The following is a 24,677-nucleotide window of genomic DNA, read 5'->3' on the forward strand; positions in this document are numbered from 1 at the left end:
AGCGAAAATCATTCGATTTTCTACTTCTTGTCTACTCCCCAGCCTCAGTTAAATTCTTATTTCGCGGTCATTTCATCATTAAAACCAAACATATAAGTTAAGCCATATGCAACTCCAAAGGCCACTGCCATCATTAAGAAATACGGTAATAATTGATTTAAGTATAATAAAGTACCAGGTAAGACAGTAACTGACATACCAGTTGCTTTAAGGTTTAAAATACTACCTAAGAAACCACCCACAGCACCACCAATTAATCCCATTACAAATGGTTTACCATAACGTAAGTTAACACCAAAGATTGCTGGTTCAGTAATTCCTAGTAAACAAGAGATACCCGCTGAGAAGGATAAGGCTTTTAATTTAGCATTAGTGGTTTTTGATCCTACACCAAAGATTGCCCCTGCTTGTGCAGCTGTTGCTGCGGTTAAGAAAGCATTAAATTGGTTAACACCATCTTTTGCTAATAATTGTACTTCCAAGAAGTTGAAAATGTGGTGAATACCGGTCACTACGATTAATTGTTGTAAACCACCAATAATTAATCCCGCTAAACCAAATGGTAAAGCTAATACCCATTCCGTTGCTGATAAAACGACTGTTTCTAATGAATGGAATACAGGTCCAATCGCAAATAAACCTAGAATATTCATAATTAATAAAGTTAAGAATGGTATGACTAATAAATCAAAGGTTTCAGAAACATGTTGATGTAGCCATTTTTCTAATTTCGCACCGACCATCCCAACGATAAAAGCAGGGATTACCGTACCTTGATAACCTACAACGGGAATGAAGCCAAAGAATTGCATTGGTTCAGCACTACCGCCTGCTACATCATAAGCATTTGGCAATGAAGGATGAACCATCATTAATCCTAAGACAATCCCTAATACTGGGTTACCACCAAATACCTTGAATGAAGACCAAGCGACTAATGCTGGTAAGAAAGCAAAAGCTGTATCCGTTAAAATTTGCGTCCATTGAATGAAATTTGGATTTAAACTTTCTGGTGTCATCCCGAATAATGCCAATATGTCAGCTTGTGTTAATAATCCACGAATCCCCATAAATAACCCAGTTGCTACTAAAACCGGAATAATTGGAACAAACACATCACCAAATGTACGAATGGCACGTTTAAAGAAACTACCTTGTGGTTGTTGTTCAGATGCTGATGCTTTTTGATCAGATTTTGTCACCGTATTAACCCCTGGTAATTGAGCGACTGCATCGTATACTTTATTAACGGTACCCGTTCCAAAAATAATTTGATATTGTCCTGAGTTAAAGAAAGCACCCATTACTTTATCGACATTTTCCATTTTTTCTTTATTAATTTTTTGCTCGTCTTTAACCATTACACGTAAACGAGTTGCACAGTGAGCCATGCTAATAATGTTTTCTGTTCCACCTAAATTTTCCACAACGGATTTTGCTATATCTTTGTAATCCATTTTGATACCTCCATATATTTGTCTTGCTTTTTTGGAACCAGTTCCGAACTGCTGAGTTCATTATACGAAATAAAAAAATAAATTGCAACATGGAAACGTGAACAAATTGATTAAATTAAGATTTTTAAGCTATATTAAGTAAAAAAAAGAGATGACCTCTTCACCAAAACACTGGTAATAGGCCATCTAACTGAAAGCAATTGAAAATATTTTTTTAAAAAGTTATTGTTTTCATGTTTTCATCGGTCTTTTTCTTCATCTTTTATCCAAAACAGACTCTCTTAAAATTAATTTTGTTGGTAATTCGATGCTTTCTTCTTGTTGCTGATGATTAATTCGGTGTAACAAATGGTCTGCTGCAATCTCACCCGCATTAAAATAAGGGTATTCGACTGTTGTTAAACCTGGATAAAAAGAAGCTCCGGTCGCATGATTCCCAAAGCCCGCAATACTAACATCTTTCGGGACTCTTAACCCTTCTTCTAAACAGGCTTTCATCGCACCAATCGCCATCATATCGGTTGCTCCCACAATTAACTCTGGTTGCGATAAAATTAACTCTCGCTTAGTCACTTCATATGCTTCGTCCATTCTAAAGCCCGCCTCTAACTCTTCAAATTCCGTATCCCCGAAGGCTAAAAATGTATTTCGTATAGCGTTACGACGGTATATCCCAATCGCAGGGTCGTTTTTAGTAGCTGCTAAATAATGAATTTTACGATGACCCAATCGATAAAGGTAGTGCGCTAATTGCTCTCCTGCTGTTTGTTCGCTAAAGAAAATTGAATCTCCTATTGGATTTTCTTGCCCCACTACCACAATTGGTATTTTAGATGCTTTCATTGTTTTTTCTAAATCTTCTGAAAAATGGGTCATCAAAAAGATAATGCCATCCATCCGGTTCGCTTGAAAACTTCTTATTGCCTCTAATTCTGATTCGGGTTCAAGGTTTGAATTGACAATTAATAATTTATAACCTTTTTTTCTTAAATAATTTTCTACTCCAGATAACATTGTATTTGACGCATAACTATCTAAACGTGGTGTGATAGCTCCCACCATTTTCGTTTGCTTTGCTTTTAAACTTTGGGCAAAGGTGTTCGGTAAATATCCTGTTTTTTGGATTACGAAATTTATTTTCTCAGCTGTTTTCTGACTTACTGAGCCACCATTAAGATATCTCGAAACGGTACTCTTGGCAACGCCCGCTTCTCTTGCAATATCATTAATCGTAACCATTCATCCACCTCCGTTTTCACTCGCTTTTCATTTTATCATGATTTTCTAAAATTTGCATTAAATGATGAAAACGAATTCTTTTAACGATAGTTTATTTATTTCAACAATAGTTTTTAACATACTCAATTCAGCTAACGATTAAATAATAATACCATCGAGATGATCGATTTCGTGTTGAATCACTTGCGCTAAAAAATCTTGATACTGTCCAGTATGCTTTTTAAAATGAGCATCTTGGTAACTCACCGTTATTTTGCGGTAGCGAGTCGTTTGACGCACTCCTTCTAATGACAAACAACTTTCTTCAACCTCATATGGTTCCGATTTTGCGATGATTTGTGGATTTACCATTACCATGTCAACCGGTCCTAAAGAGAAAATAATAATATTTTTCAAATGGCCAATCATATTAGCGGCCATGCCAACACAGTGTTCACGATTAGCATTTAAAGTATCTTGTAAATCTCGGATGATAGGCAGATCCGCTTTAGTTGCTTCTACTGATTTTTGTGATAAGAAAAAGGTATCTTTTACTATTGGTTTAATCATTCGCTACTCCTCATTTATTCAAAATCTACGATGACACAAGTGTTGGCCACCCAGTCACCAATTTGTTTTTTCTCACTAGTAAAGAAACTGATTAAATATAAAAAGGGATATGGTCTTTGAATAATTCTAGATACAATTTCTCTAAAGAAAATATCTGAAAGTTTAAGATTATAACCATCTAATCGAACCGTTCTTAAGCCCATTATCATCTTGCCTAAAGTTTGTCCTTTAAAGATTAAAGTCAAACCAGCAAAGTAAAGACAATAAATAGCAGTTGAAATACCAAAGTTAATCAACGACGTAAAGCTCCACATGCTGAAGAACAAATTAATAAGTCCCGTTATGACTAAGCTATCAATTAAAAAGGCTACAACACGTCGATGGGCACTAGCAATATAATGAAACTCATAAGGTGAGCCTTCATCAATTTTATATTTACGATCAGCTTCCCATGCTGATTTCTCAATTGCTTGATAATTGCTGGTTGAATCCTTACCGGTTGACCAATCATACTCCTCTTCGGTTGAAGTGTCAGCTGTCTGTTGCTTCGCTTCATTAGCTGTCAATAGATTGGCCTCTGATGTTGACTCATTAACTGATCTTTTCTCCTGATTTAATAATAAGTCTTGGTTCGTTGGAATAGTGTGCTTTGAAACATCGTCTTTAGAGATTGGCATCGTCTCGTTAGTTGATGGCTCCGGGTTTAAAGCATTGTCTGTAGGCTTTAACATCGTCTCGTTTGCAGGTGTTTCCTGTTCAGATACATTTTCATTAACTGAAGATAATTCAGGTGTAACAGTGTCATGGAGTACATTTACATCTTCGTAATCTTCCATTGCAAGAACGGCATCATCTTCTGCATCATGAGTTAACGATTCATTGACAGTGTCAACTAACTCCTCATCGCTTGTTGCTTGATTCTCGTTATTCGTAACGGCATCGTCAGCTGTATTCTCTGAAAGTTGTTCGACTTGATCAACCCATTCGTCCTCTAAATTTGATTTATCTAATTTTGTCATTAGTGACCACCTCGATAAATATATTGAGCAGTTGGTGATTGTTGTGCTTCAATGAATGACCACACTTGCCCCGCCTGTGAAGTTAAATCTTGATTCCCTTTAAAGTTTAAACCAAATGGTAAGTAGTTTGAAAAGAAACTTGTATCTTTTGCTACATATTCAAATACCACTGGATTCTCAGCTGCTATTTTTTCTGCCAGCCCTTTAATTGCATCGGCTTCATAACCGATTTCATCAACCAGACCATTTTCAACAGCTTGACGTCCATCAAACACACGTCCATCTGCTACTTTTAAAACTTCCTCTTTGCTCATACCTCGACCATTCATAACAATTTCTAAGAAACGTTCAAAGGCATTGTTTAAGTAAGTTTGGATTACTTCTTTTTCTTCTTTAGTCATTAATCGAGTAGAACTCATAATATCTTTCATTTCACCAGATTTAATAACGTTTTGCTTCACACCAATATTTTCCATTAATTGTGAGAAATCATAACTGCCCATAATAACTCCGATTGAACCGGTAGTTGTCTCTTCTGCAGCATAAATCCGATCTGTTTCTGCTGAAATATAATAACCACCACTAGCTGAGACTGAGCCAAATGAAGTATAAATAGGTTTGTTAGTTTCTTCGCGAACTTTTTGAATTTGCGCACGCAACTCAGCACTTTCATATACGCCGCCACCAGGACTGTCAACTGCTAATAATATCCCTTTTACAGTTGAGTCTTTGGCAGCTGCTTTAAATTGTTCAATCACTTGTTGGTGCTGATAACCTTCACTACCACTTATCAAAGAACTTGATCCATTATCTTGAATCACACCATTGACTCGGATAACTGCGATACGGTTGGTGACATCATTACCTTGTAAGACTTTTTCATTAAAATATTGGCGATTCAGTACCATGTCAGTTAATGATTCTGAACTAGGACTTTGCTCATTTTGCTGTTTTTGAGTCGTTGTAAACGCACCAAGTCCTAAAATAATCAATGAAGCTCCTATCGCAACCAATCTTTTAGTCGTGGCTTTTTGTTGAACTTGCGGCATCTTAATCATCTCCTTTTTAATACTTTTAGTATATCAAGTTTATAGCTCTTATCCAAATAAAAAAAGCAAAGGACCGAACGATTTTGTTCTATCCTCTGCTTGGATTTGTCTTCAATTTTTTGCTCGCTAAATAATCGTTATTCAACTATGTGATAAGCATTTTTCACAAGCGACTTTGAATACTTAGGTTTATCTAGGCTAGGAAGTAACTGAGTTAATAGCTGTTTTAGCATAAATCATTTCTTACATCATTCCTGGCATACCGCCGCCCATTGGCATTTCTGGCTCATCTTTTGGTATCTCTGCGACAACCGCTTCAGTAGTTAATAATAATGCTGCTACTGAAGTTGCATTTTGTAAAGCAGAACGAGTCACTTTTGTTGGGTCAACAATTCCTGCTTCAATCATATTTTCAAATTTATCGGTAGCTGCGTTATAACCAATGCCTTTTTCTGCACGATTAATTTCATTCACAACGACTGAACCTTCTTTTCCTGCATTGGCAGCAATTTGACGAACTGGTTCTTCTAAAGCACGCGCCACAATGTTGACACCTGTTGCTTCATCGCCAGTTGCTTCAATGGCTAATACTTGTTCTTGAACATTCAATAAAGCTGTACCACCACCAGAAACAATTCCTTCTTCAACCGCAGCACGTGTCGCATTTAAGGCATCTTCAATACGTAATTTACGTTCTTTTTGCTCTGTTTCAGTCGCTGCTCCTACTTTAATCACCGCGACGCCACCAGATAATTTTGCTAATCGTTCTTGTAGTTTTTCACGGTCGAAGCTTGATGTTGTTTCTTCTGCTTGAGCACGGATAATTTGGATACGATTTTCAATAGCCGCTTTATCTACTGCACCTTCAACAATTGTTGTTGAATCTTTCGTTACCGTTACTTTACCTGCATGTCCTAAGTGCGCTGTTGTCGCATCTTTTAATTCGTAACCTAATTCTTCTGAAATAACAGTTGCTCCAGTTAATACAGCAATATCTTCTAACATTGCTTTACGGCGATCACCAAATCCTGGGGCTTTAACTGCTACCACATTTAAGGTACCACGTAATTTATTTAATACTAAAGTAGGTAATGCTTCACCATCAACATCTTCGGCGATGATTAACAAAGGTCTACCAGATTGCATAATTTCCTCTAATAATGGTAAAACATCTTGAATATTGGTAATTTTACGGTCTGTAATAAATACTGCCGGGTTTTCTAAGTTCGCAATCATCTTCTCGTTGTCAGATACCATGTATTGTGATAAGTAACCACGATCAAATTGCATCCCTTCTACTACTGATAATTCAGTGTCAATGGATTTAGATTCTTCAATCGTAATAACACCGTCATTGCCGACTCTTTCCATTGCATCAGCAATTAATGCACCAATTTCTTCATCTCCTGAAGAAACAGCTGCAACTTGAGCAATCGCATCTTTAGATGATACAGGTTGTGATAAACCTTTTAACGCTTCTACGGCTACTTTCGTTGCCATATCAATTCCACGACGAATCCCTACTGGATTGGCACCAGCAGTAACATTTTTCATTCCTTCACGTGCAATTGCTTGGGTTAAAACTGTTGCGGTAGTCGTTCCGTCACCAGCTACGTCATTGGTTTTTGAAGCAACTTCTAATACTAATTGTGCTCCCATGTTTTCGAAACGATCTTCTAATTCAATTTCACGAGCAATCGTCACACCATCATTGGTAATTAATGGAGAACCATATGTTTTATCTAACACCACATTACGGCCCTTTGGTCCTAAAGTGGTTTTAACGGTATTTGCTAAAATATCTACTCCACGTAATAATGAAGCGCGAGCATCTTCTGAAAATTTTAATTCTTTTGCCATTATCTACTATCTCCTATCCTAAAATTGCTAATACTTCTTCTAAATCAATGACTAAATAGTCAGTACCTTCATGAGTGATCGTTGTTCCAGAAAACTCATTGAATAAAACAACATCGCCTGTTTTCACGATATCTTCTTCGGTTACTAATTGACCTAAAGCAATTACTTCACCTTGAGTTGGTTTTTCTTTTGCAGCACTTGCTAATACTAACCCACCTGTTGAAACTTTTTCATTTGATTCTAGTTTGATTATTACACGTTTTCCTAAGGGTTTTAACATGATTGTATTCCTCCACTATTTGATATTTTTAGCACTCTATCACCTTAAGTGCTAATACAGTTATAATAATAGGTCATTTTTGGTCAAAAAGCAAGTAGTTTGACTAGATTATTCAAATTAATTTGACTTTGGTAACTGTTGTTGGACGGTCACAAATTGAAACCAAGCATTACCCGCATTATCGTAAATTTGCTTAAAATAAAAATTATAAGTCTGGTTATCAATCGTCTCGGGCGGTGCGATCAAAACTACCTTTTGAGAACTATTTTTAAGTTGTTGAATTATTTTCGCCTCTAGACTCCACGCTGGATAGACCGCCTTAGCAATTTGATAATATGCTTTTTCAAAGCGTAAAAAAGAATCATCTTCTGGATAAAAATTATGATCAGGATTTAGCAACTGATTATCCATCACTCAATCACCTCTGTTAGCTTATAAACTATCATACCCTCATAGAGTTTTCAAGTAACTCTAGTTGCTAATACTCCATCAAATGAACTATCAATATATTTTAACTTAAATTCTGGATGATTTAATATTTTTTCTAAAACTGAAATGGGATAATTTTAATCAGCTTTTTTTCTTCAACTAATCATTTCATAATGATTACTCATTTAAGCGTCTTATTTCAAACAAAAAAGCCGTTCTACTGTACGGCCAAGACAGAGATAGTTGGATAACCTCCTTTCAGTTTTCAGACGGTTTCAAGGTGCTATCCTCCTTCCATGTTATTAAGTAGTTTATAGTCTTACTTAGGACTTAGTTATTAAATGGACATCAATGGTATAATGGATGATTCGCCAAACAGTGCTAAATCCTTTGTTATTTGACTTGAGACAATAAGAAAACGACTAAGATTAGTATCACTTAAAGGGCATTCTACACATTCTATAAAGCCATAACAGGTTTTAAGATAAATATGAATATTCTACTACACCTCTCATTCATAGGTCTTCTTAGTCGTTTTAATTATTAATATTTCAATTGATATCTTTACATTCATTATACTGCTCTTAATTCAAGATTCAATCAATTTACTTGTTCTATATATAACTTTTACAATCTTTTTTCTCAACTAAAGACTACGTTACTCAGATGAACTAATGATTTCACTGCTTTAACAGCCGTCTTGATAATTAAACATAAAAACCGAAGCAAAGAGTATTGCGTTAAGCGCTGCTACTCTGCTTCGGCAAAACAATTATTCGAATAATCCTTTTAAAAGCTCTTGAAATTCTTCTTCTGTCGCTACAATATGTTGGTTACTATCTTCACCATCTAAAACACCATCAATATTTAATTCGTCTAGGTTTTCAGATAGATTATCCCAATTTACTACTTTTTCTTTATCTGACTCTTTCATTTTACACCCTCCATCATAAATATTTTTTATGATTCTATTATACCGTAAAATCGCCTACAATTAAATATATATTATTTAGCTGCTTTCATTTTAGGACATTGCACTTGTAATAAATCGACTGTTTCAAATAGACTGGTTACATAATCAGTATCTAACATATAGATAACATGTTTTCCTTCTTTTACAGATTTAATGATGCCATTATTTTTTAAGGTAATTAAATGATGTGATGTGGTCGCTACAGAAGCATCAATAAATTGAGCTATTTCATTTACACATAATTGAGGGTAGTGAGATAAAATTTCGACAATCTTAACTCGGTTTAAATCCCCTAATATTTTAAAAATAGTTGCTTTATGTTCTAGGGTTGCTTCGTCAATAAAGTTCGATAATTTCTTTTTCTCACGTTCAATTTCTACATCATCCATACAGATGTACTCTTTCATATTATGCCTCCTCTTTTCCAAAATTATATCATCAAATAGATGAAATTGCTATTTGATACATTATAAAGGCTCTAATAGAGTTATCAATTCCTCTTTATTTTAATTGTTTTAACTATTCCTCATCGATGGTGGTTTCTGCTAATGTTGTGGTTTCTTCAGCAGAGTCTGTTTCTACGGTTGACTCAGATTGCGTATTTTCTTCATCGTTGGAACTTGTTGTTTCCGCGATTGCAACTGAAACTAACCCATCAGCAAAAATGTCAATACCTGTTTTCTTGATAAATTCCTGACTTGAGATTATCTTTTCAGCATCAGGTTGTTTAATCGTTGCTTTTTCTAAACCAATATGATATTCAATAATATGATGTGCATCATCTGTTGCCAGACTCATTGATATTTCACCTAGTTTCATTGAGAAACTAATTGTGCCAAGATAACCTTTTTTCAATTCTTCTGTTAATCGATTGGTTTCATCAGTACCTTCTGCTAATGTTTGCGTCAATTGAGCTAGTTGTTGTGACTCTTTTTGATCGATATTAAAAACATAAACCGTTCCTTCTTGATCTGTTTGATGAACTTCTGCACGATTCGTGTTCTTTTCAACATATTGAGCGATTAAGTCTAACATCCAATGATCAACTGAATTCAAACGTTGTAAAAGTGCATGATTAGCTTCATTAGCTTCTGAATGCTCAATATAAGTGCCTAAAATATCCTCGATATGTTCTTGTGCGTAGACATAATAGGCTTCGACTGAACTGTCTTTATAGTGTTCATAGTCATTATTTAAGCGTTCCGCGGCCAATTTTGCTAAATCTTCTGCTAAATAAAAAGAAGTTTTAACATTTTCTTGTTCGTCAGTTTGAATAACAACATTGGTGCCGCCATCATTACCTTTTTGGCTTAAAATATAGTAAAGATGATTATCCTTTAAAACCGATAAACTATCAAGCGTAAAGTCCACACCGTTTTCACTTTCCATTAAATTAAACATAGAAGACTTATTCTCAGGAGAATTTTTAAGTGCCTCAAGTAGCGCTTGTGGATCTTTAAAGTCATATTGACTCTCACCATTTTTTTCCACGATAGAAGTAATATTTCCGGTAGTATCTGACTCATCAGCTGCTAGTGTAGTAGATGTTTCAGTAGGTGTTACGGTTGTTTTTGGTTGGAGTGTTGTTTCTGTTTGGTTACTTTCTTCTGCTTGCACCATGGGCAAAGATAAAGATGTCATCAATAAAAACAAACTAAGTTTTGTTAATTTTTTATGCATGATTTGCCCCTTCCTCCAAATATTTTTTGACTTCATTTCCTACAAACAGACGATTGTTATCTGTAATTAAAATCGGGCGTTTAATTAACATTCCATCAGATGCCAGTGTTTGGATTTTTTCTTCGACTGTAAAAGTTTTCCAATCATTCTTTAATTGGCGTTCTCGATAAACTTGCCCGTGTGTATTGACTAATTTATCGATATTTTCCTCATTAATAGAAGACAACCAACCACGAATTTGATCCGCAGTTGGTCGATCCGTTCTGACATCTTGATATTGATAGGTAATATCCGCTTGTCTTAACAATTTTTCGATTTGACGGCAAGTACTGCACGTTTTAAGTCCTATTAAATAATACATTGTTTCCCCTTAATAATTAGTCAAAATTTCAGCAATTGTAACAGCCAAAGGCACTACAACTGGATTTAACAATTCCGGTTTGCCAGTTATCATGATTAATAAAGCATGGCTCCAAAATCTAATATAGGGATATTTCTCCATATTAGTTTGAAGATATTTCTTTATTAATAATTTAGTAAGCGAATGCGCTTGGCTTTCTTTGAATAGTGGTCGATGATTATTGGATACTTTTCCTTGATTACGAGTATTATTGACAGTTGTTTTATTCCCCGTGATAGTACGTGTAATAAAAAGCGTCGTCTCTGTTTGATCCGATGAAGACCCTTGATTAACACTTGTCGTTGTAGATGACTCCGGTGTCGTTGATTGAGCAGTACTATCAGTTGCTTCAACTGACGATTCCGTTATTTCAGTTGCTGGTTCTGACTCTAATTGCTCTGTTGTTTCTGGAGTTGTTGTGTCATCGTCAAATGAACCTGGGGCCCCTGGTGTCACTTCACCACTCTCTTCAATAATTTCTTCATAAACTTTAGTGGTTGTGGTTTCTATGATACTAGTTTCCGTATAACTTTGAGTGTTTTGATTAGTAGAATAACTGTTTTCTTGTGCAGCGACCATTTTATTTGAAGTTAAATGAACGCTTGCAAATAATGTTATTAATCCTATCGAAAATGTTGTCTTCACGCAATGCTGCTTGGTCTTTAACAATATTGTCGCCACCTTTCATTAGTTAATCCTCTTCATTATTATATTATCATAATATGAATTGAAAAATCTAATTGTTACCATTTTGTAGTAAAACATTAATTAAATTTTCGTTTTGGAATTGGTTTGTTATAAAACACAGTCTGACATTCAGTTCTTTAACCACTTTCCATTGCTTGATTGTTCTTAAAAAGTCATTTTAATATTTGAATACCTATAGTGTCAATGATATAATAATATTGTTGAAAAACATTTCACAAGGAGGAGAATTATGGAATTATTAACTTTTAAGACAATGGCAGAAGGTTCACAAAAAGCTTTTGAAATTATCAAAGAAGCTAAAGAAAATGGTGCTAACACTTTTGGTTTAGCAACAGGTAGTACACCTGAAAAGTTGTATGAATTAATCGTAGCATCAGATTTAGATTTCACCGATTCAATTTCTATAAATTTAGACGAATATTACGGTTTAAGCGGCGATCACCCTCAAAGCTATCGTTATTTTATGCAACAACACTTATTTAATCACAAACCATTTAAAGAGACTTATGTACCAGATGGTTTAAATACTGACGCAGAGGCAGAAGCTGCTCGTTATGAAGCTATTATTGATGAAAATCCGATTGATGTACAAATTTTAGGTATTGGTGAAAATGGTCATATTGGTTTCAATGAACCTGGTACTTCCTTTGATGCAAAAACAGCATTAGTTGATTTAACCGACTCAACTATTCAAGCAAACAAACGTTATTTTGAATCTGAAGCAGATGTTCCCCGTCAAGCTTATAGTATGGGAATTGCTTCCATTATGAAAGCTAAAAAAATCATCTTAATGGCTTTCGGTAAAAACAAAGCCAATGCCATTAAACAATTAATGGCCGGTGAAGTAACAACGGATTGCCCTGCAACAGTTTTAATTAACCATCCCGATGTAACGATCATCGTAGATGAAGATGCTGCATCACTCATCTAATCTTTATTATAAATCAAAGCCTCATACTTCGGTATGGGGCTTTAGTTTGATTTCGAAGCCCTTTATTCGACATGACCCCTTCTTCATAAAATTAACCATGTTTTCAATACAAATCAAAAATGGGCTGAACAGTTAAATATTTGATGCCGATAGATGTCCCTGTTCTTTTCACTTATTTATTTCCAAACTGTTTATTTTTGAAAAGACTGAAAAAAATCTGTCCATAATGAACAGATTTTAGTCAGTCTTTTCTCATTCAATTTAATGTTGGTAGGTAACTCCCGAAGTCATACAATCTTTTAAGATGGTTACAACCTCATCTTTTGTTAATGGTACATAGCTATTAGTCAAACGCGGTTCAACCCGTTCAGCCATTTCTTCAAAGTACTCTTCATCAATTTCAACTTCTGGTAAAGTCATCGGTAAGCCAGCGTCTACAAAAAATTGATATGTTTTTTCAATTGCTTCTTTGGTCATCGCAAACTTATCAGCTTGATAAGGAATTTCCCAAACATTATGAGCATACATTGCAAAACGATCTACTGTCTCTTCATTTAAAATATACGACATCCAGCGTGGTGTTAAAATGGCTAATCCGACAGCATGTGTAATATCATAATATGCCGATAACATATGTTCAATAGGATGACATGTCCATGCTCCTGGTCGTCCCATTGAAGTAATACCATTAAGCGCCATCGTTGAAGACCACATTAAATTAGCACGGGCTTCATAATTATCCGGTTGCTCTAATGCAATGGGGAGATAATGGATACATGCTTTTAATATCCCTTCAGATAAGCGATCTTGAACAAAAACACCTTCTTCTCGATTGAAGTAAATTTCAAACGTATGACTCATAATATCTGCTGTACCGGCAGCTGTCTGATGCTTGGGGACTGTGAAAGTATACGTCGGATCACAGATTGAGGCATACGGATATAAAACATAAGCCCCCGTACCTTTTTTCTCTTTCGTTTCAAAGTTGGTAATAACCCCACCTGTATTCATCTCTGTTCCAGTAGCAGATAAAGTTAAAATATCGATTAAGGGTAAAGCGTCTTTAATTTTGCTTGAATCCGTAACTAAGTCCCACCCGTCGCCATCATATTTTGAGGCCCCAGCAATGACTTTGGAACAGTCAATCGTTGATCCACCACCTACTGCTAAAATCACATCAATATGATGCTCTTTACATAATTTTGCGCCTTCACGCACTGATTCGATTCGCGGATTGGGATCAATCCCACCTAATTCATAAATCTCACAATCGGCTAGTAATTCTTTTACACGATCATATAGACCGTTGCGTTTAATACTACCACCACCGTATGTTAATAACACACGCTTGCCAAAACGATGAATTAACTCAGGTAACCGTTCAATTTGATTTTTTCCAAAATAAACCTTAGTTGGTATATCATAGACAAAATTTTGCATAATTACACCCCTTATTTTTGATGCTTTTATTATAACAAAGTTCATCTTGATACAAAAAGAAATCTGTTTTATTTTTGTATTTTTCTATATATTATTAGGTCAACTTATGTTTATTTTTCTATTTTATTTTGTATAATAGAAATATAAGAATAGAAATGGGGGCTGAATGTATGTATATTTCCAATATAAATTCTTCTTCAATTAAAATCAGTCGAATTGAACATTATTCGTTACAAACTAAGGATAGTAAAGTATTACAGACAGAAGATAATTTGATGTTGATTTATGTCAAAAAAGGCCAAACTCATTTTGGAATTGATGACATAGATTATCGTTGTCAAGAAAATGATATCTTAATTTTAAATCCGCAACAAAAAATATCATTTGAAGCAGATAAAAATTCAGAAATCATCACAATTTTATTAACCGGTTTTGTCTTTACCTCTTCTGTCAATCTTGACTCTGTGGATGGTCACTTTTTAGTGCATAATCGTGGACGTACTTTACGTCATTATTTCGATTTATTATTACTTGAAAATGAATCAAAAAGTCGAGGCACAGATCAAATTATTAAACGTCTAGTAGAATGTATCATGATTTATGTGTTGCGCCATTCGGATATTTCAATTAAGGATAATGGTAAATTAGCAAAATCAAAAGATGTACAAGAAGTCCAAAATTATATCCGTGATCATTATTCGGAAAAAGTGACGCTAGAACAATTGGCAGAGGTGTCAGATATTAATAAATTCTACTTAATCCGTATCTTTAAACAAAATACCGGACTTTCGCCAATTGATTATTTGATTCATGTGCGTATCGAAGAAGCAGAAAAACTTTTAATTCATACTGACGAGCAAATAGCGGATATTTCAGCAAAAGTTGGCTTTAATTCACCGTCACATTTTACTAAAGCATTTAGAATGATTAATCATATTACGCCATCACAATTTAGAAAAAAACATCGTCATCCATAATTAAAAAACTCTTTGAATGATATCTCATTAAACTTAATAACTGTTTTCGCTTAATAAGCTCAGTTGTTTAATCGATTCATTCAAAGAGTTTTTAACTTGACTATACTATTGTTTTCTAACAATTAATTCTGATTGGCCAGTTTTGAAAATCACTTCGCCAATGATGCTTCTCGTCGGCTATTTAAAATAACTAATAATTTGATTCTTGCTTTAACGCCGCTTAATCCTTGTGCAAAGACAATCCCCACCTGCTTTAATTGCTTGCCACCACCTTGATAATCATATACATCTTCGGTGATGACATTATAAGCTCGAGATACCTTGACAATTTTACCTCCTTTAGCTAATAAATCTTGAAATTTCAACATTAATTGTGGTGGCAATTTACCCGCACCAAAACCTTCGATGATCAATCCATCATAATGATCAAATATCTCCAGACTTTCAGCCTCCATACCTAAGTATGCTTTAATGAGTCCCACTCTTTTCTCGATAGTTGTCACTTGATAATACTGTTCTCGTTTGTATTTTTGAAAATAGACGACATTGTTTTTGAAACAATCCCAATCGGACCAAAAGTGGGCGCTTGAAAGGTAGCTAAATTCGTCGTATGAGTCTTTGTCACATAAGTAGCTACATGAATCTCTTCATTCATGACGACCACAACACTATGTTGAATTGTTTCCTTATCCATGGCAACGAAGATTGCACTGCGTAAATTTGATAAACCGTCCGAACCAATTTCATTACTAGAGCGCATCGCTCCCGTCATCGTTAAAGGAATGGATGAGGCTGGGCAAAAACTTTTAAATACTGTTCCTTTAATTCAAAGCGCAGTGGTTGAGTGGTCTCAATCTGCGTCTTGATGAGGTTAAAGATAAATTTGGTAAACTCAATCAAGTTATTGTTATTAAAATAAAAGCGCAGTGGTTGAGTGGTCTCAATCTGCGTCTTAAGGACTTGTTTGAGACCAACTCAACTGTGCGGGGAAAGACTTGTTTAAGACCTACTCAACTGTGCGGGGGTAGGCCGACGAAGCGAAAATTATTCAATTTTCTACTTCTGGCCAACTCCCATTGATTTTGAATCTTCTGATTATAATGACTCAATTCTAATAAATGATCCACTGTTATATGGGGTGAAGGCAAATGAAAATAATCAACGATCGTTAATGTGCTAATTGTTTAAAATATTGACCTTGATTGGTTAAGGAATTTTCACTCGTAGGCAATACTTAAACGGTTGTTTGATCTTCGCTCATTTCAATCGTTCCACCGGTGTTAATGATTAAAATTTTCTTCATGTTCTCCTCTTATAAAAAATCATCTACCCTACTCAAATTATTCTTGAATAGCAAGTAGATGACATTGTATTATATTTTTTCTTTTTTATTAATGAATACTAATAACAATCCCAGAACCAGTAGCGGTACCACTATCATCATAATGGGTCGTGAGTTTTCACCCGTCAAAGGTAATTTACGACGATTATTATCTTGATTAGGAACAACAGCTTGTAAATCCTCAACAGTTGTTTGTCTAGTCGTCACTGTATTTTCAGTACTGATTTGCGATTGAGTCATCTCAGTAGTTTCATTGGATGTTTCCATCTCAGGAAAAGTTGGTTGTTCATCAATGCTAGGTTTTGTTGCCTCATGACTCATCTCAGTGACAGTATCGCTTTGCATATTCTCGTCCTGTACGGTAGTAGTTGTTGTCATTGGCGCATTATCGGTGGTGGTATTTTCTTGAACAGTCTTTTCTCTATCCAAAGCAGTTTTAAGCTTATTTGTTAACCGTCGATTGTTTTCTTTCTCTTTTGGTGCTTCTGTTTTGGGAACGATATTTAAATGTAAATTATAAGGTGACTCCGTTAATGTAAAAGCACCTAAATAAATTGTATTACTCTCATCTAATACATCTCCATTAACCCCTACTTTATAAGGCATGGTTGCCCAATATTCTTGATTGTTCAGCAAAATCGTTAGGATTTCAGCCGTCATATCACTGGGTTGATTAACAACCCAGCCACTAATATCGGGTTGTTCAATTGTAACGGTCTCTATTACAGGGTCACTTGCGTCACTAATAATCATTCCCGAATTGGTAACAACCCCTTCGTGAAAGACAGCTGAATAACCTATGACATCATCATAAATAAAAGTCAAGGTTTGATTCACTAATCTAAGTGTCGCAACGGGTAAAGCATATTGCCCATCACCAAGATCTATGTAGAGATGACTTGAAGATTTCAATATTGCTTGTAATTTTTCTAAATCACTTTGAAGAAAAATCGCATCATCTTTTTGGTAAACTACTTCGTCGGCAGTATTTTTAATAATGATTTGATAAAACTGGTCCGCTACTAGGTAATCAGCGACTTGTGCTCCTACTAGCTCTTCCGGTGCCTCAACCGTCGTACTGACGGTGGTCGACTCTTCAGTTATAACCGTCGATTCGCTATTAGTTGTTTCGGTACTAGTTTCATAGTGTACCGTGGTTGTTTCATTTGCTTTTACTGATATGTTCGGAAGACACATTACTTGGAAAAGGCAAATTAATCCAATGACTAATTTTTTCATAATTTTATCCTCCTAAAGTTACTACATTTATTATAACATGTTTGACATATTTTAAACAATAAAGAAATAATCGCAATAATTCTTCATACTTTTTTCCTAATACTATCTTCCTCAACTAATGTAACTGACCAGTAAAAAAAGACTGATAATAGCCGATAAGAATGGTTCCATATCAAATATAGACATTAAAAAGTCCATCTACTTAAGAGAGGGCAATCATAATTTTGAGTCTCATCTTGATACCTTATGTTCCGTCTTAGCGGAGTGGATTCAATGTCACCTTAGTTTGTAGATGTATACGGGGCTATTATTAGGTGCAAAAAGCCAGCATTTTGTGAGTTTTTCAGCAATGATTGAACTCTATTTCAAACCTAGCATATAGTTATATTGCTGCTTTTCAAACACTACTAAATGGATTAACATGTCTTTCCAAGAATGGTATACCGATGTGTTTATGTTAAAGAATTACTGCTTGAAAACAAAAATTACAGCCAAATTATCAGCTGTAGCTTTGTCATTTTATGTATTATTTTGGAGTGATTCTCACTATTATTTCTTCAAGTTGAGGGGACTCAACAGAGAAAACTTCCGTGTTAATCGCTTAATCCTCCTGATACAAACCATAAACCCCATGTACTGGAATTGTTAAATAAACGCCTTTATGCGCTTCATTCATTTTAGGTGACAATAAAATATCATGATAAGCTGCTTCAATCTTTTTCGTCGTATCGATTGTAAAGAGTATTTTCTTTTGTGGATTCACTGTAATATTAAAAATCTTCTCCATCATTTCTGGTGAAACCGACCCATGGCCTTTCAAGCTAGTTCCACCATTCATACGATGCTTTTTCATAATCTTAATATACTCTTCTTCTAATTCTTCACTGACAATCGATATCAGAATTTCTCTCTCAGAATCAGTCTTCATTGGTGTTAATGAGCGATTACGTGAAAAATTATGGATATCAATACTCAACACAGACATCCCTTTTGTTTGAGTACACCCATATGAATTTTCCATCACCATGAAAACATCTGGTACTTGTTCACTTTCAACCACACTTAAAATAACATCTTTTTGCGGCGCAAATACTAAGCCCATCATTTGTTGGCGTTCAAGAACACTCTCACCTTTTCCAGTAAAAATGGTGGCTCCTGCAGTTGAAACTTGATTAATTTTTTGCACTATTTCTGTCGCACGACCGTGTTTAAAACTTAATACCATTAATTGATAATCGGCTTCAGTTTCATTCCAATTATTATTTTCCAACAAGAAATCACGACTTAATTGGAATCCAGTTTTTAAAACAAACACTATCCCATGATTCGGTAAGTGCATTTTAAAAGTATCTACCAAAGACTTTAAGGCAGGAATTAACACACTTTCTCTTTCAAAAATCATTACAAAGTCACGACGGTCATGACGAATAGATAATAAATTTAATAATGGTGAGCCAATTAAGCCCGTTGCAGGACTAATAACCCCTCCATTTAACCCTAGTTTAATCGCTTCATTAACAAAACGGACACCTTCATTGTGATTCAGAACCGCTATTGCTAATAAAACAGGATCTTCTTTAATCTTTTTAGTCATATATACATTACTCCTCAAATTATTCCTGTTGGTTTTGTTCAATCTTAAGATAAACCCAACCTAATATCTCAATAAATAAAATAGGTACCATTGCCACTACCGCAATCATACCGAAACCATCAATAATTGGATCGGATACTGGACTAGCAATTGCGATTCCTTGAACATATGCAAAGATGAAAGTACCGGTCATTGGGCCACTGGCTACTCCACCAGAATCAAACCCCATTCCCACAAATAATTTTGGTACTTTATGTGATAGCAATATAGTTAGTATAAATCCTGGTAATAAAATATGCCATAATCTCATAGCAGGATTTAATATTCTTAAAACAGTTAAGGCAATAGCAACTCCTACTCCTGAAGAAATAAGCACTAATACTAAATTCTTCGAAATAGATCCCCCGGTTTCATCTTCTATTTGGTTAATTAAAACATAAATCGCTGGTTCTGCTAATATCGCCATTACACCGAGTATAAATCCGATTAATACTAGAACCCATTGTGCTTGCGATTCATACAAAGCTCCCCCTAAATATTGACTAATAGGCATAAATCCAGCTGAAACACCTGTTAAAAACAGCACCAGACCAAACATTAAATAACCTAACCCAAACATAATATCTTTAAAGGTTTGTGGGGTTTGCTTTTCAATTAAATAGTGGTAAATAAGAAAAATAATTAATAAGGGAATAACTCCGACTACAATTTGACCAACACTTGATTTTAAGGATTCCCATACAATTAGGCCAATGGATTGATCTAAAGGTTCTTGTTCAATAAACTGGCCAGCTAAAGATTGTCTCGAGAGCAAACCTAAAATCAACATTGCTAAAATCGGTCCAATAGAAGCAATCCCAACTAAACCAAAACTCATATCATCTTGTTCAATTTCTTCATTTGATAATGAAGAAATACCTGCACTTAATGCCAGTACGAAAGGAACCGTTAAAGCACCAGTAGTCGCACCTGAAGAATCGAAAGCAAAGGTCACCATTGCTTCATCCACAAAAATACCTAGAACAAAAATGAGTCCATAAAAAATCGTCACTATTTTTGAAATATTCCAAGCATAAACAATTCTAAGCATTCCTAAGGCCAGCAAAAACGCTACACCTAATGAAACGATTACTACCACTAGCATCTGACTTAAACTTTGATTGGAAATTGTCGCAATTTGATCCCCTAGTATCGTTAGAGAAGGTTCAGCAATGGAGACAATAAATCCAATCAAAATCCCACCTGCAACCAATAATTTGATATTTCCTGTTCTAGTCAAACCATGTCCTAAAATATGTCCCATTCTGGAAATACTAATATCAACACCAAGTAAAAACACGGCTAATCCAAACAGCACTAATACGACACCAATAGCAAATAGTGTAAATTGTTTTTGCGTTAATGGGGTTAAAAACAAATGAATAATAACAACTAAAATTGCGATGGGGATTACTGCCATCATAACCTCTTTTAACTTCTGAAGCATTCACATTCCTCCTTTAAATATAAAATTCCATAATAATATTATACCATCAATTTTATTATATTCAAACAAACGCAATGATGCATAGGCAAATAACATTACCTATAATAGATTGGGTTAGATTCTATACTCTTACATCATTATAACAGCGTTAATAAGTAAAATGTACTACCTCTTCATCGATGTCTGTTGTGATAGCTGCCACACAAAAGCCGTTCACAATATATTTCATTCGATATTAGTCAATTTTAGTGAATTGCTCGCTAACGATTTTTCCTAGTTGATTCATCGCTTTTAATTGTTGTTCTTTTTGGCCCTCTTGTGATAAGAAAACTAAGATGAAGGCTCCTTTTGGCGTCTCAATTATGGCCGCATCATTTTGCACACCATAATCTTCGAAATTTCCTGTTTTTCCATAATAAGCAACATCACTTGGCAGATTTTGTGCGAGCATCCGGCGATCAGTCTGTTGCTTTAAAATTGCCAACATTTCTTGTGACGCTGACTTTGAAACTAATTTTCCTTGGTAGATATCTGCTAAAATTCGGCCAACATCTTCTGCTGTTACATAATTGTCATTACCAGCATTTAATGCTTCAAGGTCGACCATCAATCTCTTTAATTGTACATCAGAGTATCCCAGTTCAATAATGATTTTTTGAACCTTCTCTATACCACCCATTAAATTAATCAAAATATTAGTTGCGGAATTGTCACTAATCGTCATCATTTTCTCAGCTAAGGTTAACAAAGTTAATTCCGAGCCATCTTCCATATTTTGAATATCACCCGTTCCCGAAACTTTATCTTCTGCTTTTAAAGAATATTGTTCTGTTAAATCCAATTCCCCTTTTTCTACTTGCTCAAATAGCGCCGCTAGCACAAAGAGTTTAATGATACTAGCTGATCGCATGGGTTGATTGTTTAAAATTAAAGGTTGTGAACTCGTCTTGTCATCAAGCGCTTGGTAATAAAGACTATATTCTCCATCTAATGAATAAATTAATGGATTAAAAATACCTTCTACTTTAATATTCGGTAACCATTGTTGTTTATTTTTGTTTTCGACAATTTTAGATTTTTCTTCATGCGAGTCTCTAATAGTTGTTTGCGCTGATGTCGTTGTGACCATTGATTCTTCCGATTGAGCAGCTTCTTCGATAGAATGCGTAACCTCCTCTTCTGATTCTGTTAATGCTTCAGACTGGTGACTTTCAACTTGAGACTGAGAATTTTCTGTTTTCTTTGGTTCACTTTCACTCAAGGATGACAAATTGTCAGACTTTAATGGGTCATGATTAGTTTCTTCTGTATTACTCGATTTATTAACCACTGATTCACTAATAGAAGTTTGATTCTCTGAAAATAATTGCTTTATAGGATTTTTCCCACTTGAATTCACTACTTGCATCGCCACTAGTAGTGTTGCAAGGACTAAACCTGTCCATAATAGAGGACTAAAGGACATTTGCAAATGCAACTTCTTTCGATTTTGGTTCGTTTTTTTATTCTGTTTCATTTTTTCAATCCTCCTTATAATACTATTATAAGTGAATTATGAAATGGTATTCAATTAGAATCCATTATCTTCACGCTATTTTCTTTCGCTCATTTTTTTATCCGTTGATGGAACGGATTAAATAAGCATGATAGACTGTTAAAAATATTATGCCTAACGTGTTACCTAACACTTTGATAGCTAAAGTAATTCGCAATCTTATTTTAATGGCTAATTCTTCACTTTATCTAATAAAATCAAAAAAAGAAAGATAAAACCATTAAAGTGGCTATCTTTCCTTTTATGTTCAATACATATTATCTTTTGACTCTTCAATAGAGCTAGTCAACACAAGTGTTGACAACTTAAACTAAGCCAAACTCTATTCTGTCTCTATTTGTTTCAAATATTCAGATAACACACCACTGACAAAGCGACGCGATTTTTCATCACTGAATAATTTACTTAAGTCAATTGCCTCATTGACTGCTACTTTAGCTGGTACCGTTTCACGACTCACATACATTAATTCATATAGTGCGACTCTTAACACCACTAAGTCAATCCGATTTAAACGATCAATTGTCCAATCAGATAAGTATTTTTCAATCATTTGATCAATCTCATCACGATTTTCTTGGACCCCTTTGATTAACTCAAATAAGTATTGGTCTTCGACTTCGTCAAAACCCGCTTCTGGATCATTACCAGCTTCCAATGCAAATTCAGTTGCAACTTCTTCAGTTAAATAATCAGGCGCATCTACTAATTGAAATAAAATTTGGACCGCTTTTTCACGGACTTGGCGTCTTTTATTTAACTTATTCGTCAACTGTGTCACCATTTTCTTCATCTAAATGAAATAACTCAGATCCTGTTGGTCCAGCTTCTACTGATATTACATGAACATTCACTTCGTCAATTACTAAATCCGTCATAAATAAAATTTGTTCTTTAACACTTTCTTGAACATTCATCGCTACATCAGGTACTGAATAGCCATATTTTACACGGATATCAATATCGACGGCAATATGATTGTCTTGACGCTTAATCTTCGCGCCTGTTTTTTCACGTTCTAAACTAAAGAAACTCCCTGATACATTTTGGAAAGATTGTTTACTAACATAAACACCGGCTACTTTTTTAGTTGCTTGAGCGGCAATTGTTTCCAATACCGATGTTGTAATATTAATTTCACCCAATTGAGGGGTTCCGTGAGTATTCAATGAAGCATTTTCATGAGTTGTCATATGCTTTCCTCCTCTTTTACTTTCTGCTATCCCCATTTTAACTGATATAACATCGAAATGCTATAAAATTATCAAGTTCTTAGGACTACGATTCAAACCATAGGCTCCATCTTCTGTGATAACCAAGTCATCTTCAATCCGAACACCACCCAAACCTTCTACATAAATTCCTGGTTCATTGGTGATCACTTGATTTACCAATAATGGTTGTTCATTACGGAAGTTAATACCTGGTTGTTCATGCACATCAAGACCTAGTCCATGTCCTGTACTATGGCCAAATGCTGGTCCATATCCTTTTTCAGTAATATAATCGCGTGCTACTGCATCTAATTCTTTACCTGTCATCCCCGCTTTAGCTGCTCTATTTACACGTTCATGAGCTTCTAAGACGATATGATAAATCTCCTCCATTTTCGGATTAATATGTCCAACCGCAATCGTTCTAGTCATATCGGAACTGTAGCCGTGATAGTAACAACCAAAGTCTAATGTTACCACATCACCCTCTTTTATAACTTTATCACTCGCGACTCCATGTGGCATGGCTGAACGTAATCCACTGGCAACAATCGTATCAAATGACATCGCAGAAGCGCCTTTAGATTTCAAGAAACGCTCCAATTCATTAGCTACTTCAATTTCTGTCACACCTGGTTTGATAAAGGTTAAAATATGTTCGAATGCTTGGTCGGTTATTTCGCAAGCTTCTTTAATGATTTTAATCTCATCTTCTGATTTTACTGAACGAATCGTTTCTAATAATAATTCTGTTTCAATTATCTTAGCGTCAAATAAATTTTTTAATTTCAAATAAGTTGCGACATTCATTTCATTGGCTTCAATAGCAACTGTTTGAATATTCTCTTGCTCGATAATTTCAGCCACGGTATTAAACGCACCGTTTTTATGGATAATAATTTCGAAACCTTTTGCTTGTTCGTTTGCTTGAGTAGTATAACGAAAGTCCGTAATAAAGTATTGGTTGGTAGGAGTAACGAATACTACTCCTGCTGAACCGGTGAAATTAGCTAAATAACGAACGTTTTTTAAATTCGTTACCAGCATACTTTCGGCATTGTATTTCGTTAATTCTTGTCTTAATTGTTCAACTCTAGACATCTGAACACCCCTCTAAATAATTTAATTATATTGTATCAAAGAATTAACTTTTTGTCGCTAATTAGATTATATCGGAATTCCATGAATTTGCGTATTGATATAAAAAAGTGTGAATGAACAAATAAAAGAATAACAACTTCTCCAGGGGATTGGGG

Annotated in this window: 24 protein-coding genes and 1 pseudogene; 2 read left to right on the forward strand and 23 right to left on the reverse strand. The window is 35.0% G+C overall.

Going from position 1 to position 24,677, the window contains the following annotated elements:
* Nucleotides 1–65: 65 nt before the first annotated feature.
* The 13 genes and pseudogenes from HMPREF2811_RS02740 to HMPREF2811_RS02795 all read right to left on the reverse strand — a co-directional run.
* Nucleotides 66–1,457, reverse strand: a pseudogene (locus HMPREF2811_RS02740) (sucrose-specific PTS transporter subunit IIBC); the annotation flags it as partial.
* 255 nt (nucleotides 1,458–1,712) lie between these two features.
* The gene (locus tag HMPREF2811_RS02745; RefSeq protein WP_071407996.1) at nucleotides 1,713–2,696 is read right to left on the reverse strand and encodes a LacI family DNA-binding transcriptional regulator; all 984 of its coding nucleotides are present in this window, start codon (nucleotides 2,694–2,696) and stop codon (nucleotides 1,713–1,715) included.
* A gap of 138 nt (nucleotides 2,697–2,834) precedes the next feature.
* Nucleotides 2,835–3,245 (reverse strand): peptide deformylase, encoded by a 411-nt coding sequence (locus tag HMPREF2811_RS02750; RefSeq protein WP_071407997.1) that lies wholly within the window; start codon nucleotides 3,243–3,245, stop codon nucleotides 2,835–2,837.
* A gap of 14 nt (nucleotides 3,246–3,259) precedes the next feature.
* On the reverse strand, nucleotides 3,260–4,264 hold the full coding sequence (locus HMPREF2811_RS02755) for an RDD family protein (RefSeq protein WP_071407998.1): 1,005 nt from the start codon (nucleotides 4,262–4,264) through the stop codon (nucleotides 3,260–3,262).
* Nucleotides 4,264–5,313, reverse strand: coding sequence for a signal peptide peptidase SppA (sppA, locus tag HMPREF2811_RS02760; RefSeq protein WP_071407999.1), 1,050 nt, complete (start codon nucleotides 5,311–5,313; stop codon nucleotides 4,264–4,266). The genes HMPREF2811_RS02755 and sppA overlap by 1 nt, the downstream gene beginning before the upstream one ends.
* Nucleotides 5,314–5,556: 243 nt before the next feature.
* A complete protein-coding gene (gene groL / locus HMPREF2811_RS02765; protein ID WP_071408000.1) occupies nucleotides 5,557–7,173 on the reverse strand; it encodes a chaperonin GroEL in 1,617 nt (538 codons plus the stop codon).
* A 13-nt stretch (nucleotides 7,174–7,186) separates the two neighbouring features.
* The gene (locus HMPREF2811_RS02770; protein ID WP_071408001.1) at nucleotides 7,187–7,453 is read right to left on the reverse strand and encodes a co-chaperone GroES; all 267 of its coding nucleotides are present in this window, start codon (nucleotides 7,451–7,453) and stop codon (nucleotides 7,187–7,189) included.
* 117 nt (nucleotides 7,454–7,570) lie between these two features.
* Nucleotides 7,571–7,864 carry a DUF5960 family protein gene (locus HMPREF2811_RS02775; protein ID WP_071408002.1) on the reverse strand — a complete coding sequence of 98 codons (294 nt, stop codon included), beginning with the start codon at nucleotides 7,862–7,864 and terminating at the stop codon, nucleotides 7,571–7,573.
* 790 nt (nucleotides 7,865–8,654) lie between these two features.
* Nucleotides 8,655–8,816, reverse strand: a complete 162-nt coding sequence (locus tag HMPREF2811_RS11340) for a hypothetical protein (protein ID WP_168164932.1) — start codon at nucleotides 8,814–8,816, stop codon at nucleotides 8,655–8,657.
* A gap of 71 nt (nucleotides 8,817–8,887) precedes the next feature.
* Nucleotides 8,888–9,262: an ArsR/SmtB family transcription factor gene (locus tag HMPREF2811_RS02780; RefSeq protein WP_071408003.1), complete on the reverse strand. Its 375-nt coding sequence runs from the start codon at nucleotides 9,260–9,262 to the stop codon at nucleotides 8,888–8,890.
* Between the two features lie 112 nt (nucleotides 9,263–9,374).
* Nucleotides 9,375–10,535, reverse strand: a complete 1,161-nt coding sequence (locus tag HMPREF2811_RS02785) for a hypothetical protein (RefSeq protein ID WP_071408004.1) — start codon at nucleotides 10,533–10,535, stop codon at nucleotides 9,375–9,377.
* Nucleotides 10,528–10,896, reverse strand: coding sequence for an arsenate reductase family protein (locus tag HMPREF2811_RS02790; protein WP_071408005.1), 369 nt, complete (start codon nucleotides 10,894–10,896; stop codon nucleotides 10,528–10,530). The genes HMPREF2811_RS02785 and HMPREF2811_RS02790 overlap by 8 nt, the downstream gene beginning before the upstream one ends.
* A gap of 9 nt (nucleotides 10,897–10,905) precedes the next feature.
* Nucleotides 10,906–11,604 carry a hypothetical protein gene (locus tag HMPREF2811_RS02795; RefSeq protein ID WP_071408006.1) on the reverse strand — a complete coding sequence of 233 codons (699 nt, stop codon included), beginning with the start codon at nucleotides 11,602–11,604 and terminating at the stop codon, nucleotides 10,906–10,908.
* A gap of 268 nt (nucleotides 11,605–11,872) precedes the next feature.
* Here HMPREF2811_RS02795 and HMPREF2811_RS02800 point away from each other — a divergent pair, with 268 nt between their 5' ends.
* Nucleotides 11,873–12,574 (forward strand): glucosamine-6-phosphate deaminase, encoded by a 702-nt coding sequence (locus HMPREF2811_RS02800; RefSeq protein ID WP_071408007.1) that lies wholly within the window; start codon nucleotides 11,873–11,875, stop codon nucleotides 12,572–12,574.
* Nucleotides 12,575–12,835: 261 nt separating this feature from the next.
* Here HMPREF2811_RS02800 and HMPREF2811_RS02805 read toward each other — a convergent pair whose 3' ends face one another.
* Nucleotides 12,836–14,014, reverse strand: coding sequence for an iron-containing alcohol dehydrogenase (locus HMPREF2811_RS02805; protein WP_071408008.1), 1,179 nt, complete (start codon nucleotides 14,012–14,014; stop codon nucleotides 12,836–12,838).
* Between the two features lie 170 nt (nucleotides 14,015–14,184).
* On the opposite strand from HMPREF2811_RS02805, the gene HMPREF2811_RS02810 reads away from it, so the two are divergent.
* Nucleotides 14,185–14,991 carry a helix-turn-helix domain-containing protein gene (locus tag HMPREF2811_RS02810; protein ID WP_071408009.1) on the forward strand — a complete coding sequence of 269 codons (807 nt, stop codon included), beginning with the start codon at nucleotides 14,185–14,187 and terminating at the stop codon, nucleotides 14,989–14,991.
* Between the two features lie 149 nt (nucleotides 14,992–15,140).
* On the opposite strand, the gene HMPREF2811_RS11715 is transcribed toward HMPREF2811_RS02810, so the two are convergent.
* From HMPREF2811_RS11715 to HMPREF2811_RS02855, 9 genes are all read right to left on the reverse strand, one after another.
* The gene (locus HMPREF2811_RS11715) at nucleotides 15,141–15,494 is read right to left on the reverse strand and encodes an L-asparaginase family protein (protein WP_246829798.1); all 354 of its coding nucleotides are present in this window, start codon (nucleotides 15,492–15,494) and stop codon (nucleotides 15,141–15,143) included.
* Nucleotides 15,491–15,751: an asparaginase domain-containing protein gene (locus HMPREF2811_RS11720; protein ID WP_071408011.1), complete on the reverse strand. Its 261-nt coding sequence runs from the start codon at nucleotides 15,749–15,751 to the stop codon at nucleotides 15,491–15,493. Before HMPREF2811_RS11720 ends, HMPREF2811_RS11715 begins: the two co-directional genes overlap by 4 nt.
* Before the next feature lie 612 nt (nucleotides 15,752–16,363).
* Nucleotides 16,364–17,572, reverse strand: a complete 1,209-nt coding sequence (locus HMPREF2811_RS02825) for an LPXTG cell wall anchor domain-containing protein (RefSeq protein WP_071408012.1) — start codon at nucleotides 17,570–17,572, stop codon at nucleotides 16,364–16,366.
* A 601-nt stretch (nucleotides 17,573–18,173) separates the two neighbouring features.
* Nucleotides 18,174–19,166, reverse strand: a complete 993-nt coding sequence (locus tag HMPREF2811_RS02830; protein WP_071408013.1) for a hypothetical protein — start codon at nucleotides 19,164–19,166, stop codon at nucleotides 18,174–18,176.
* 19 nt (nucleotides 19,167–19,185) lie between these two features.
* The gene (locus tag HMPREF2811_RS02835) at nucleotides 19,186–20,652 is read right to left on the reverse strand and encodes a DUF1538 domain-containing protein (RefSeq protein ID WP_071408014.1); all 1,467 of its coding nucleotides are present in this window, start codon (nucleotides 20,650–20,652) and stop codon (nucleotides 19,186–19,188) included.
* Nucleotides 20,653–20,887: 235 nt separating this feature from the next.
* On the reverse strand, nucleotides 20,888–22,168 hold the full coding sequence (locus HMPREF2811_RS02840) for a serine hydrolase (RefSeq protein ID WP_071408015.1): 1,281 nt from the start codon (nucleotides 22,166–22,168) through the stop codon (nucleotides 20,888–20,890).
* Between the two features lie 361 nt (nucleotides 22,169–22,529).
* Complete coding sequence (nusB, locus tag HMPREF2811_RS02845) at nucleotides 22,530–22,979, reverse strand: transcription antitermination factor NusB (RefSeq protein WP_246829799.1); 450 nt, start codon at nucleotides 22,977–22,979, stop codon at nucleotides 22,530–22,532.
* On the reverse strand, nucleotides 22,969–23,400 hold the full coding sequence (locus HMPREF2811_RS02850) for an Asp23/Gls24 family envelope stress response protein (RefSeq protein WP_071408017.1): 432 nt from the start codon (nucleotides 23,398–23,400) through the stop codon (nucleotides 22,969–22,971). Before HMPREF2811_RS02850 ends, nusB begins: the two co-directional genes overlap by 11 nt.
* Nucleotides 23,401–23,460: 60 nt before the next feature.
* On the reverse strand, nucleotides 23,461–24,522 hold the full coding sequence (locus tag HMPREF2811_RS02855; RefSeq protein ID WP_071408018.1) for an aminopeptidase P family protein: 1,062 nt from the start codon (nucleotides 24,520–24,522) through the stop codon (nucleotides 23,461–23,463).
* Nucleotides 24,523–24,677 lie beyond the last annotated feature (155 nt).

The organism is Globicatella sp. HMSC072A10, from assembly GCF_001811625.1.
GTDB classification, from domain to species: Bacteria; Bacillota; Bacilli; order Lactobacillales; family Aerococcaceae; genus Globicatella; species Globicatella sanguinis.